The organism is Nocardioides sp. SLBN-35, from assembly GCF_006715725.1.
GTDB lineage: Bacteria > Actinomycetota > Actinomycetes > Propionibacteriales > Nocardioidaceae > Nocardioides.
Window position 1 is genome coordinate 387,071 of the sequence record NZ_VFNU01000001.1, and the last position, 12,152, is coordinate 399,222.

Consider the following 12,152-nt stretch of genomic DNA (forward strand, 5'->3'; position numbering starts at 1 on the left):
GGCACTCATGACAGCGCCCGCGTGAAGTCGCGAGCGGTCCGCAGGGTGCCACGCACCGACCCCGACACCTTGGAGCGGGTGCCCGCCGCCCGGGGGTGGTAGGCGACGTCGTGCTCGCTGAACGTCCACCCCGCGGCGGCCGCCCGGCGCAACATCTCCACCGGATAGCCGAACCTGCGGTCGTGCACGCCCAGCGCCAGCAGGGCCTCGCGACGGCATGCCCGCATCGCGGCGAGGTCGCTCAGCGGGAGGCCGACGCGGCGGTGCAGCAGGCGGACCGCGAGCGCGTTGCCGGCGCGGGCGTGCCAGGGCCAGGTGCCGGCGGCGACGGGTCGCCGGCGACCCGCCGCGAGGTCCGCGCGGCCCGCGGCGACGTCGTCGACGAGAGCCGCCAGGTCGGCCGGGTCGAAGGAACCGTCGCCGTCCATGAACGCCACGACCGGCCGGGTCGCGGCCGCCAGCCCCGCCGCGACGGCGGCGCCGTAGCCGGGCTCGTCCTCGTGCACGACGCTCGCACCGAGCCGGGCCGCGACGTCGGCCGTGGCGTCGGACGAGCCGTTGTCGACGACGATCACGTGCAGCTGCGCGGGCACCTTCGGCAGGAGGACGGCCAGCGCAGGAGCCTCGTCCCGGCAGGGCAGTACGAGGTCGCACACGCCGTCTGCGATCGGGACGTGCCTCATGCGATGAACGCTAGGTGGGCCGATGCCACTCCGACCGGGCTCGGTGCTTACGAATCCGTGACGCCGCCGCCGCTCGCGCCGGTCGCGGCCGTCGTACGTCCTACGGTGCGGACATGGGCTCTCATGTGCGCTCGGCGCTCCCATGGCTGGCGCTCGCCGGCGCACTGGGCCTGATCGCGGCGGCGATCCTGGTGCCGCTGTCGACCGGCTGGGACGTCCACGCCCGCTCCGCCCGCTACCCGATGAGCCGGACCCTGCCGCCCTGGCACGGCGAGTGGATGCCGCGGCTGGGGCCGGGCACCGCGCCGGCCCTGCTGCTCGCCGTCCTCGGCATCGGGTACGGGCCCGCACTGGCCCGGCGGCTCGGCAACGGCGCTCTCCTGCTGGCGTCGTACGCAGGGGCGCTGTGCTGGCTGCTCGCCCTCGCAACGGTCGACGGCACCGACGGCCTGTCGCGGGTCCTCGGGCACCGCAGCGAGTACCTGCGCACCGCGCGCTCGGTCACAGACATCGGCGCCCTCCTGCACACGTACGTCGCCCGGATCCCGCTCGACGCCCCTGACCACTGGCCCGTGCACGTCGCCGGTCATCCGCCCGGGATGGTGCTGTTCTTCGTCGGTCTGGATCGCATCGGCCTCGGGGGCGACCTCGCTGCCGGGGTCGTCGTGACGGCGGTGGCGGCCTCGATCGCACCGGCGGTGCTGCTGACACTGCGCATCCTCGGCGAGGAGACGACGGCCCGACGGGTAGCCCCGTTCGTCGTCCTCACCCCGGCTGCCGTCACGATGGCGGTGTCAGCGGATGCCGTCATGGCGGCGGTGGCGGCTTGGGCGATGGTGTGCCTCGCGCTCGCCACCCGCCCCACCAGGTGGGCCGTCGCATGGGCCCTGTCCTCCGGGCTGCTCTTCGGCTGCCTGGTCATGATGTCCTACGGGCTGCCGGTCTTCGGTGTCGTCGCCCTCGGCCTGCTCGCCGGCCGGCGCAGCTGGCGGCCGTTGGTGCCGTGTGCCCTCGCGGCGGCAGCGGTGGTGCTCGGCTTCGCGGTGGCGGGATTCGCGTGGTGGGAGGCGTTCCCGGTGCTGGTGGATCGCTATTGGGCTGGGATCGCGACGCAGCGGCCGGCGTCGTACTGGGTGTGGGGGAACGTCGCGGTGCTGCTCGCCACGGCAGGTCCGCTCGTCAGCGCCGGTCTGGCCCGCGCGCCGGACCTGCCGCGAGCATCCCGAGCGATCACACTGGCCGCCGTCACGGCGATCACGCTGGCCAGCATCTCGATGATGAGCAAGGCGGAGGTGGAGCGGATCTGGCTGCCGTTCGTGCCCTGGCTGACCCTGTCGGTCGCCGCCCTGCCCGACCGGTGGCTGCGGTGGGGCCTGGCGCTGCAGGTGGCGACCGCGCTGCTCGTCGAGCACCTGGTCGCCACCTTCTGGTGACCTGGGAGAGCCCTATCCCCGCAGCGGGGCGGTCGCGAAGGCCGGGATCCCACGGGCCGGAGTGATGGTCGCGGAGAACCCGAGCCCGATCCGCGCCCGGTCCGGTGAGGCGACCACGTGCCGGACGTCGCCGAGACGGTACTGCCCGGTGACCACGGGGACCGGACCGCGGACAGCGCCGGCCAGCAGGGAGGCGACCTCGCCGATCGTCACCGGGGTCCCCGAGCAGATGTTGTACGCCGTGAAGGCGACCGGGTCCGCGAGCTCGACGGCACGGAGGTTGGCGGTGGCCGCGTCGTCGACGTGCACGAAGTCGCGCACCTGGCCACCGTCCTCGAACACCCGGGGCGCCTCGCCGCGTTCGAGCGAGGACCGGAAGATCGCGGCCACCCCGGCGTACGGCGTGTCCCGCGGCATGCCCGGGCCGTAGACGTTGTGGTAGCGCAGCGCCGTCACGGCTGCGCCGGTCGCGCGTGCCCAGGCTGACGCGTAGTGCTCCTGCGCGACCTTGCTGGCGGCGTAGGCGCTGCGCGGGTCGAGGGGCGCGTCCTCGGGAACGCTCGCCCAGCCGAGTGGCTGGCGGCAGCTGGGGCAGGCATTCTCGAAGACCCCGGCCTCCAGCGCCGCAGCGGGGCGGGCGCCGGGCCGCTGCTCGCCGTGCTCGGGGCACACATAGCGTCCCTCTCCGTAGACCACCATCGAGGAGGCGAGCACGAGTCGTCGTACGCCCGCCGCGTGCATCGCCGCGAGCAGCGCCGCGGTCCCGAGATCGTTGTGACCGGCGTAGAGCGGCAGGTCGCTCACCGTGACGCCGGCTCCGACGACGGCGGCCTGGTGGCACACGACGTCGATGCCCGTCAGCAGCTCGCTCCACGCGAGGGCGTCGCGGACGTCGAGGCGATGCGTTCCCGGCCTCGGGCTGGTCTCGCCGTGGGCCTGGGGCAGCAGCAGGTCGACTCCGACCACCTCATGGCCACGCTCGGCGAGGGCACGGGCGACGGCCGAGCCGATGAACCCGGCCGAGCCGGTCAGCAGGACCCGCATCAGTAGGTGAGCTCGATCCCGTCGGCCCACGTCGAGCACCTGCAGCCCTCCGGGTCCGGCAGCCCGGCCACGGCGCGGTCGAGCAGCGCACCCAGGCGGTCCAGGTTGGCGCGGAACAGCGCGAACACCTCCTCCTGGCCGACCCCGTCCCCGGTCGCGGTCCCCGCGTCCAGGTCGGTGACGAGAGCCAGTGCCGAGTAGCAGAGCCGCAGCTCGCGGGCCAGGACGGCTTCGGGGTGCCCGGTCATGTTGACCAGGCTCCAGCCGGCGGCCGCGAACCACTGTGACTCGGCCCGGGTCGAGAACCGTGGCCCGTCCACCACGACCATCGTGCCGCCCTGGCGGACCGCCGGGTCCGCGGCGGCCAGGGCGGCGCCGACCCCGGGACAGTACGGGTCGGCGAAGGGCACGTGCACCGCGCCGGTGTCGACGAAGGTCTGCACGCGACCGCTGGTGCGGTCGACGAGCTGGTCGGGGACGACGAGGTCCCCGGGCGACACGGTCGCGCCGAGGCCGCCGACCGCACACGGCGCGATCACCTGCCGCACGCCCAGCGACGCCAGCGCCCACAGGTTCGCCCGGTAGTTGATCAGGTGCGGCGGGTATTCGTGGTCGCGGCCGTGCCGGGGCAGGAACGCCACCTGCCGTCCCCCGACCTCGCCGATCGAGACCGGTGCCGAGGGTTCGCCGTACGGCGTGTCGATGTGTCGGCTGGATCCGGCTCCGAGGAGGTCGTAGAAGCCGGTCCCACCGATCACTGCCACCTGTGCGACGTCTGCCATGGGGCCACCGTCCCAGCGGGAGGTCGGGAACGCGACGGGTCGAACCGGTTCTTCACGGCTCCGTAAGGGGATCCGCCCGCCCGAGAGGGAGTACGGTCGCGAACCCCACCCACTGCCAGGAGTCGCCGATGTCCCGCTTCACGCTGCCGCCCGTCGAGGTCCTCGAGGCCCGCGAGAAGCTGGTGCTCGACCACTTCCACGACGAGGTGCGCCAGGACTGGGACGCGACCCTGTCGACCTTCCCGCACCCGCACTACGAGCTGATCGCGTCGATGACGGTCCACGACGGCGACGACGAGGTGCGCGGCTACTACCACGACACGCGGGTCGCCTTTCCGGACCAGGACCACGAGATCATCGCGCTGCGGCACACCCACGACGCTGTGGTCGTGGAGTTCTGGCTGACGGGAACCCACCTCGGCCCGCTCGGGAGGATGCCGCCGACCGGGTCCGCGCACCGGACCCGGATGACGGCGTACTTCGTCTTCGACGAGGACGAGAACCTCGTCGCGGAGCGGATCTACTTCGACCAGCTGACCATCCTCAAGCAGCTGGTCGCCGGGCTCGACAAGCGCAAGCCCGGCGACCTGCTCACCCTCGGCCGCGTCGTGGCGGGGGCGCTGGGCATGGCGTCGGGCGACCCCGATCCCCGGCTCACGGAGACGGTGCCGCCCGACCTCGGCTGAGCCTGCTCAGCCGGCCTGCTTCCAGCTCGGCGCGTCCGCCCGCTCGCGGACCGCGACGTTGACCCGGTTGAACAGGTTGAGCGTCGCGATCTGCAGCAGCAGTGCGGAGACCTGCTTCTCGTCGTAGTGCTTGGTCACCTCGCGCCACAGCTCGTCCGGCACCGGGTCGTGGCTGTCGGCGAGCCGGGTGAGGGCGTCGGTGAGGGCGAGGGCGGCGCGCTCGGCCTCGTCGAAGTACGGCGACTCGCCCCAGGCCGCGACGCCGACGATGCGGTCCACGGACTCGCCGGCGCCCTGGAGCGCGTCGAGGTGGCCCTGGACGCAGGCGCTGCAGCCGTTGAGCTGGCTGGCACGCAGGGCGACCAGCTCCAGGGTGGAGGTCGGGACGCCGCCCTTGGCGACGGCGGTCAGCAGGCTGCCGATGCCCTTGAAGGCGTCGGGAAGGACCTGGGCGGGGTTGGCCATGCGGGGCTCGATGGTGGTCATCGTGTTCTCCTCGGATCGTGGTGGGTTGTTCGCCTCCCTGACCCGCGGCGGCGGCCGAGTGTGACCGGGATCCGCGAGAGACTGCGAAAAGATCGGGGCTGTCACATCCACGGCCCGCTCGGGGTCAGAGAGACGACCCCTGAGGAGAGGACCATCCGTGAACGACGACGTCACCCTGGCCGCGGCCTTCGAGCAGCACCGCCGTCACCTGCTCACGGTCGCCCACCGCGTGCTCGGCTCGGCCACCGAGGCCGAGGACGCGGTCCAGGAGGCCTGGCTGCGACTGCACCGCACCGACGCCGCCGAGATCGACAACCTCGGCGGCTGGCTCACCACCGTCGTCGGCCGGATCGCGCTCAACACCCTGCGCTTCCGCGCGACCCGTCGCGAGGACTCCCTCGAGGAGCGGGTCGAGCGGTTGCCCGATCCCGTCGTGACGCCGTACGACGGCGCGCTGCCCGAGGAGCAGGCCCTGCTCGCCGACTCGGTCGGGCTGGCGCTGCTGGTGGTGCTCGACCAGCTGGCCCCGGCGGAGCGGATCGCGTTCGTGCTCCACGACCTGTTCGGCGTCCCGTTCGAGGAGATCGCGCCGATCGTCGAGCGCACCCCCGCCGCGACCCGCCAGCTCGCCAGCCGCGCCCGGCGCCGGGTCCGCGGCACCGACACCGTCCGCCCGGACAGCCCGTCGCGCCAGCGCGAGGTGGTCGACGCGTTCTTCGCCGCGGCACACGCCGGCGACTTCGAGCGGCTGCTCGGCGTCCTCGCCCCCGATGCGGTGCTGCACTCCGACCTGGGTGCACTGCGCGGCGGCGTCGTGACCTACGAGGGCGCCGAGACGATCGCCCGCAACGCCCTCATGTTCGCCCACCCCGACCGGCTCGTGCACCCGGTGCTCGTCAACGGGCGAGCGGGCGTCGTCATCACGCTGCACGACGAGCTGTTCAGCGTCATGGCGTTCACCGTGGCCGAGGGCCGGATCGTCGGCGTCGACACCTGGACCGACCCCGACGTGCTTGCTCAGGTCACGGCACCCTGACGCGGGCCGCCCGCGGGTCGTGCCAGACCACGTGCAGCCGGCCCGAGTGGTCGTGGCGCGCGACGGTGGTCTCGACGCCGTACACGTCGCGGACCAGCTCCGCGGTCAGTACGTCGGCCGGCGGCCCCGCGGCCACCACCCGGCCCTCGCGCAGCACGATCAGACGGTCACAGAACGCCGCGGCCAGGTCGAGGTCGTGCAGGGCTGCGATGGTCGTCAGGCCGAGCGCCCGGACGGTGGCGAGCAGGTCGATCTGGTGGGCCAGGTCGAGGTGGTTGGTCGGCTCGTCGAGGACGAGCAGGTCGGGTCGCTGGGTGAGGGCCCGCGCCAGCTGGACCCGCTGCCGCTCGCCGCCGGAGAGCGTGGACCAGGTGCGCTCGGCCAGGTGCGCCACCCCACCGAGCCGCATCGCCGCCGCGATCTCGGCTGCGCCCTCGTCGCGTGCCGCCGGCCACCGGCCGCGGTGCGGGATCCGGCCCAGCTCGACCACCTGACGGGCGGTGAGTGGCAGCCTCGTCGAGGCGTGCTGTTCGAGGAAGGCGATCCGCCGGGCACGGGAGCGGGCCGGCATCCGGTGGACGTCCTCGCCGGCGAGCTCGACCGTGCCGCCGCCTGGTCGGCGCAGGCCGGCCAGCACGTGCAGCAGCGAGGTCTTCCCCGATCCGTTGGGTCCGAGCAGACCCGTCACGGTGCCCTCGGGGCAGTCGAGGTCGACGTCGTGGACGATCGTCTGGCCGGCGACACCCCAGGTCAGGTCCTCGGCGCGCAGGCTCACTGCGACCTCGACTCCCGGCGCAGCAGGTAGGCGAACAGTGGTGCGCCGAGGACCGCCGTCACCACGCCGATCGGGATCTCCTGGCCGTCGAGCAGTGAGCGGGCCGCGGTGTCTGCCCAGATCAGGAGCACGGCACCCGCGAGCGCGCTGAGCGGCAGCAGCCGGCGGTGCAGCGGCCCCACGACCAGCCGTACGACGTGCGGGACGACCAGTCCCACGAAGCCGATCGCACCCGTGTGGGCCACCAGGCAGGCGGTCAGCAGCGCGGTACCGACCATCAGCAGCCAGCGCGCGCGCCGCACCGAGACACCCAGCGACGATGCCGCGGCGTCGCCGAACGCGAAGGCGTCCAGGTCCGAGGAGCAAGCGAGGATCGCGACCAGCGCGAGGACGGCGACCACGAGCAGGAGGGTCGCGCTCTGCCAGCGGACGCCGGCGAGTGAGCCCATCGTCCAGGCGAGCACGCGGCGGGCGGAGTCGTGGTCGCCGCTGACCATCACGACGAAGGACGTGTACGCCGCGCAGATCTGCCCGATCGCGACACCGGCCAGCACGGTGCGTGGGGGCGGCAGGTCGCCCGTGCGGCCGGTCGCCAGCACGAGCACCAGCGCCAGTGCCAGCAGGGCGCCGACGAAGGCGCCGGCGCCGAGCGCGGCACCTCCTGCCAGTCCGGCCACGCTCACGCCGAGCACGATCACGCTGACCGCGCCGACCGTCGCGCCGCCGGAGATGCCCAGCAGGTACGGGTCGGCCAGGTCGTTGCGGGTCAGTGACTGGAGCACCGCGCCGGCGATCGCGAGCCCGGCCCCGGTGGCGGCGGCGCCGACGACCCGGGGCAGGCGCAGCTGCCACACGATCCGGTCATCGATCACCGTCACGCCGTCCACCGGGAGCCCCAGCCGAGCGAGCACGACGTCGACGACGTCGCCGGACGGGACGTGGACCGAGCCGATGCCGACGGCGACGACGACGGACACCGCGAGCAGCGCGGCCAGCGCGGTGCCCACCACGAGGCCGGCGCCCGGCCGGCTCCGCGCGGGACGGACCGGCCGCAGCATCAGCCGAGCTCGGCGAGCTGCGTGCCGACCGACACCGCACCGTCGGCGAGCCGGACGCCGGGCGTGGTCTCGGAGAAGGGCAGCACGACGTACGCCTCCGCCTGGACGGCCCGCAGGCTCTTGAGCACCGGGTCCTTCTCGAGCAGCGCGATCTTCTCCTCGGCGCTCGACCAGCCCGCGTCGGCCACCACGATCACGTCGGGGTCGGCCGCGACGACCTCCTCCCAGCTGACGTCGGCCCAGCCGCCCTCGACGTCGGCGAAGACGTTGGTCGCGCCGACGGCATCGAGGATCAGCTGTGGGCCGCCGTCGCCGGTGCCGGCGAACGCCGTCTTGTCGCCGGAGTCGTACCAGAACACGTCCAGGCCGGCGCCCGGCTTCGTCGCGGCCAGCTCGTCGAGCTGTCCCTGCTGCTCCCTCTCGAGGGCGGCGGCCCGCTCGGGAACGCCGAAGACGTCGGCGACCGTCTCGATCTCGTCCCAGACCGAGTCGAACGAGACGTCGGCGCTCGGCCGGTTGTCGCCGCAGCCGAACAGGGACAGGAAGGAGCCGATCCCGAGGTCCGCGAGCTCGTCCTGCGTCCCGGCCGACTCGGCGGCGAACGCGCTGGCGTAGGAGCCGTAGACGAAGTCGGGCTTCGCGGCGAGCAGTGTCTCGTGGTCGGGGTACTCCTTCGACAGCACCGGCACCGCGTCGTACGTCTCCTGCCACTTCTCCGGCACCGCGTCGTCGAGGTACGCCGTCCCCACCATCCGGTCGGACAGGTCGAGCGCCAGCATCACCTCGGTGGCGCCCTGGTTCATGGTGACCGCGCGCTCGGGCGGCGCGGCGACGGTGGCAGTGAAGCCGCAACCGCTCGCCTCGACGGGGAAGCCGGCGGCGGTGGCGATCCTCTCCCGTGCCTCGGGGGCGCCGGCACAGGCGGTGAGGAGCAGGGGGAGTGCGGCGAGGGCAGCCAGGAAGCGGGTACGACGGAACGTCACGGTCACTCTTTCGGTCCGAGGCTCTTGCGCGAAGCCTGTGTGGGTGGGTGACGCGGACCCTGGAGGATCCACGGCCAGCAGGTCTTCGGACTCGGGATCGACCGGACGGAGCGCCTTCCCAGCAACGCCGGCCGAGTGTCTGCCGTGCGTCGCCAGTGGCGTGCTGCCCCGCCCGTCACCCTCACCGCTGCGCGTCAGTCCCGGACTTCCACCGGGTTCCCTGACTCACGATGCTCGTGAGCACGACTGGCAGGGCGGACGCTAGCACGGGCGCTCCCGGCCGCTCCGGGGGTTCTGGACGGACGCGGGGCGCCCCCACCTCGTGCCCGCCCGGGCGAGTGGTGGGGGACGCCCCGCAGGGGTAGCAAGTCCCGGTCCGATTGTTGCAAATAACTTGCAATAGCGAAAGGCTTGCGACATGTCCGTCTATGCGCTGCCCGACCTGCCCTACGACTACGCCGCCCTGGAGCCCTACATCTCGGGCGAGATCATGGAGCTGCACCACGGCAAGCACCACAACGCCTACGTCACCGGCATCAACACCGCCGTCGAGCAGCTCGCGGAGGCACGCGAGCAGGAGTCCTTCGGCAGCCTCTCGACGCTCGAGAAGAACCTGGCGTTCCACCTCGGCGGCCACGTCAACCACTCCGTGTTCTGGCCCAACATGTCACCCGACGGCGGCGACAAGCCGACCGGCGAGCTGGCGCAGGCGATCGAGGAGCACTTCGGTGGCTTCGACAGGTTCCGCGCCCACTTCCAGGCCAACGCGCTGGGCGTCCAGGGCTCCGGCTGGTCGGTCCTCACCTGGGACACGCTGGCCCAGCGGCCCTACATCATCCAGCACTTCGACCACCAGGGGAACGTGCCGATCTGCATGGTCCCGCTGCTCATGCTCGACATGTGGGAGCACACCTACTACCTGCAGTACCGCAACGACAAGGCCACCTTCGTCCAGCAGTGGTGGAACATCGTCAACTGGGCCGACGTGCAGCGCCGCTTCGAGGCCGCGGTCGCCCAGACCCCCGGACTGATCGCCTGATCCGGGCTGCGGGACGCCGGGGCCCACCGACCAACGGAGGGGGCGGCGCCGACCGCGGTCCGGTTCGAGGTGCTGGTGCGGCGGGCGACGTACGGCAGGTGAACCCGCCGGAATGGACATCCGACGCCTGGTGTTCCATGACTCCGTGACAGCCACCTCCGCCGACGCCGCCCAGGACAGCCGCCTCCAGCGCCTGCTCGTCGTCCTCGGGATCGTGGTCCTCGCGTTCAACCTGCGTCCGGCCGCGTCCAGCGTCGGCCCGCTGCTCGAGGAGATCCGGGCCGGCGTCCCACTCGGTAGCACGGAGGCCGGGATCCTCACCACGCTGCCGGTGATCTGCTTCGCCGTGGTCGGCGGGGCCGCACCGAGGCTGGCGTCCTGGATCGGGCTGCACCGGGTCGCCCTGATCGGCCTGCTGCTGCTCACCGGGTGCCTGTGGGCCCGCGGGCACGTCCACCAGGGCTGGCTGTTCCTCGTCCTCTCCTTCACCGCGCTCGCCGGCGCTGCCACCGCCAACGTCCTGATGCCGTCGCTGGTGAAGCTGCACTTCCCCGCCCGCGTCGGGCAGGTCACGGCGGTCTACACGACGTCGATGGCGGTCGGGCTCACCGCGTCGTCGGCGCTCAGCGTGCCGATCGCGTCCGGCAGCGGTGACCAGGTCGACTACACCCGTGGCCTGGTCGCGTGGTCGGTGACGGCGGGGATCGCGGTGCTGCCGTGGATCGGGCTGATCCGGCACGACCTCCACGAGGGGCGTCGTACCCGCTCGCTCGGGGTCGGCGCCATCGCCCGCACCCGGCTCGGGTGGGCGATGGCGGGCGCGTTCGGCCTGCAGTCGCTGCAGGCGTACGCGATCTTCGGCTGGTTCGCGCAGATGTGCCGCGATGCCGGCTACTCCGCGGAGGCGTCCGGGATCCTGCTCGGCGTCGTGACCGGTGCCAGCATCCCGCTCTCGCTGCTCATCCCGATCCTCGCCGGCCGGATGCGCGACCAGCGCTGGCTGCTGACCGCCCTGATCGCCTGCTACCCGGTCGGGTACCTCGGCTTCCTCGCCGACCCGCGACCCCTCGGCTGGCTGTGGGCGCTCGCGATCGGCTGCGGCACCAGCACCTTCCCGCTGGTGCTGACCATGATCGGTCTGCGCGCCCGGACTCCCGAGGGCACCGCCGCACTGTCCGGCTTCACCCAGTCCACCGGCTACCTGATGGCCGCCGCCGGCCCGTTCGGCGTCGGCGCCCTGCACGCCGCGACGGGGACCTGGACGCCGTCGGTGCTCCTGCTGCTCGGCCTGTGCGTGCCGCTCTACCTGTGCGGGCTCTACGCCACCGGTGACCGGTACGTCGAGGACGAGCTCGCCGGCTGATCTGCACGAAACCTCCACACGTCGTCCCCGCATCCCGCCCGCCGAGGCCCCTAGCCTCGGAGACATGGAGAGCGTGCGCCGCCTGGTCCTCGTCGTCGAGGACGACCCGGTCATCAACCAGGCGGTCGCGGACCGCCTCCAGGCCGAGGGGTACGACGTCGTCCGCGCCTTCGACGGTCCCGGCGCGGTGGCGGCGCACGCCGAGCACGCGCCGGACCTGGTGCTGCTCGACGTGATGCTGCCCGGCTACGACGGGCACGAGGTGTGCCGCCGGATCCAGGCCGACCGGCCGGTGCCCGTGCTGATGCTCACCGCCCGCGCGGACGAGGCCGACGTGCTGGTCGGGCTCGGGGTCGGGGCGGACGACTACCTGACCAAGCCGTTCCGGATGCGCGAGCTGGTCGCCCGCGTCGCTGCGCTGCTGCGGCGCGTGGATCGCGCCACGGAGCTGGCCGGCCGCAAGGCTCTGGAGCTGGGTGACCTGCGGGTCGACGCGCCGGGCCGGCGGGTGTGGCGCGGCGAGGAGGAGGTGCGGCTCACGCCGACCGAGTTCGACCTGCTGCTGTGCCTCGCGGCGACGCCGGGTGCTGTCGTGACCCGCGAGAAGCTGCTCGCCGAGGTGTGGGGGTGGGCCGGTGCGACCGGGACCCGCACCGTGGACAGCCACGTGAAGGGGCTGCGGGCCAAGGTCGGTGCCGACCTGGTCCGTACGGCGCACGGGGTGGGCTATGCGCTCGAGGTGCCGGCGTTCCGCACCCCCTACGGATTGGTCGAGGAATAGCCC

General features: G+C 73.0%; 13 protein-coding genes and 1 riboswitch. Of the genes, 6 read left to right on the forward strand and 7 right to left on the reverse strand.

What is annotated here, in order from left to right; genetic code table 11:
• Positions 1-5: 5 nt before the first annotated feature.
• The gene (locus FBY23_RS01935; RefSeq protein WP_141796606.1) at positions 6-683 is read right to left on the reverse strand and encodes a glycosyltransferase family 2 protein; all 678 of its coding nucleotides are present in this window, start codon (positions 681-683) and stop codon (positions 6-8) included.
• A gap of 113 nt (positions 684-796) precedes the next feature.
• Here FBY23_RS01935 and FBY23_RS01940 point away from each other — a divergent pair, with 113 nt between their 5' ends.
• Positions 797-2,116 (forward strand): hypothetical protein, encoded by a 1,320-nt coding sequence (locus FBY23_RS01940; RefSeq protein WP_141796607.1) that lies wholly within the window; start codon positions 797-799, stop codon positions 2,114-2,116.
• A gap of 12 nt (positions 2,117-2,128) precedes the next feature.
• On the opposite strand, the gene FBY23_RS01945 is transcribed toward FBY23_RS01940, so the two are convergent.
• Positions 2,129-3,160, reverse strand: a complete 1,032-nt coding sequence (locus FBY23_RS01945) for an NAD(P)-dependent oxidoreductase (RefSeq protein ID WP_141796608.1) — start codon at positions 3,158-3,160, stop codon at positions 2,129-2,131.
• A complete protein-coding gene (locus FBY23_RS01950; protein WP_141796609.1) occupies positions 3,160-3,942 on the reverse strand; it encodes an S-methyl-5'-thioadenosine phosphorylase in 783 nt (260 codons plus the stop codon). Before FBY23_RS01950 ends, FBY23_RS01945 begins: the two co-directional genes overlap by 1 nt.
• A 128-nt stretch (positions 3,943-4,070) precedes the next feature.
• Between FBY23_RS01950 and FBY23_RS01955 the strand changes: the two genes are divergently transcribed.
• Positions 4,071-4,628: an ester cyclase gene (locus tag FBY23_RS01955; RefSeq protein WP_141796610.1), complete on the forward strand. Its 558-nt coding sequence runs from the start codon at positions 4,071-4,073 to the stop codon at positions 4,626-4,628.
• Between the two features lie 6 nt (positions 4,629-4,634).
• Here the strand turns inward: FBY23_RS01955 and FBY23_RS01960 are convergent, their stop codons facing one another.
• A complete protein-coding gene (locus tag FBY23_RS01960) occupies positions 4,635-5,114 on the reverse strand; it encodes a carboxymuconolactone decarboxylase family protein (RefSeq protein WP_260805691.1) in 480 nt (159 codons plus the stop codon).
• Between the two features lie 157 nt (positions 5,115-5,271).
• Between FBY23_RS01960 and FBY23_RS01965 the strand changes: the two genes are divergently transcribed.
• Positions 5,272-6,150: a sigma-70 family RNA polymerase sigma factor gene (locus tag FBY23_RS01965; RefSeq protein WP_141796611.1), complete on the forward strand. Its 879-nt coding sequence runs from the start codon at positions 5,272-5,274 to the stop codon at positions 6,148-6,150.
• Here the strand turns inward: FBY23_RS01965 and FBY23_RS01970 are convergent.
• The 3 genes from FBY23_RS01970 to FBY23_RS01980 are packed head-to-tail and all read right to left on the reverse strand — an operon-like array spanning position 6,137 to position 8,972.
• Positions 6,137-6,925: an ABC transporter ATP-binding protein gene (locus FBY23_RS01970; protein WP_141796612.1), complete on the reverse strand. Its 789-nt coding sequence runs from the start codon at positions 6,923-6,925 to the stop codon at positions 6,137-6,139. The genes FBY23_RS01965 and FBY23_RS01970 overlap by 14 nt on opposite strands.
• On the reverse strand, positions 6,922-7,983 hold the full coding sequence (locus FBY23_RS01975) for an iron chelate uptake ABC transporter family permease subunit (protein ID WP_141796613.1): 1,062 nt from the start codon (positions 7,981-7,983) through the stop codon (positions 6,922-6,924). Before FBY23_RS01975 ends, FBY23_RS01970 begins: the two co-directional genes overlap by 4 nt.
• The gene (locus tag FBY23_RS01980) at positions 7,983-8,972 is read right to left on the reverse strand and encodes an ABC transporter substrate-binding protein (protein ID WP_222117691.1); all 990 of its coding nucleotides are present in this window, start codon (positions 8,970-8,972) and stop codon (positions 7,983-7,985) included. The genes FBY23_RS01975 and FBY23_RS01980 overlap by 1 nt, the downstream gene beginning before the upstream one ends.
• A gap of 52 nt (positions 8,973-9,024) precedes the next feature.
• Positions 9,025-9,232, reverse strand: a riboswitch (cobalamin riboswitch).
• Positions 9,233-9,384: 152 nt separating this feature from the next.
• Here FBY23_RS01980 and FBY23_RS01985 point away from each other — a divergent pair.
• The 3 genes from FBY23_RS01985 (at position 9,385) to FBY23_RS01995 (ending at position 12,149) form a co-directional block, all read left to right on the forward strand.
• Positions 9,385-10,005, forward strand: coding sequence for a superoxide dismutase (locus tag FBY23_RS01985; RefSeq protein ID WP_141796614.1), 621 nt, complete (start codon positions 9,385-9,387; stop codon positions 10,003-10,005).
• A 145-nt stretch (positions 10,006-10,150) separates the two neighbouring features.
• Entirely contained in the window at positions 10,151-11,368 is a 1,218-nt protein-coding gene (locus FBY23_RS01990) for an MFS transporter (protein ID WP_260805692.1), read from the forward strand.
• 64 nt (positions 11,369-11,432) lie between these two features.
• Positions 11,433-12,149, forward strand: coding sequence for a response regulator transcription factor (locus FBY23_RS01995; protein ID WP_141796616.1), 717 nt, complete (start codon positions 11,433-11,435; stop codon positions 12,147-12,149).
• Positions 12,150-12,152 lie beyond the last annotated feature (3 nt).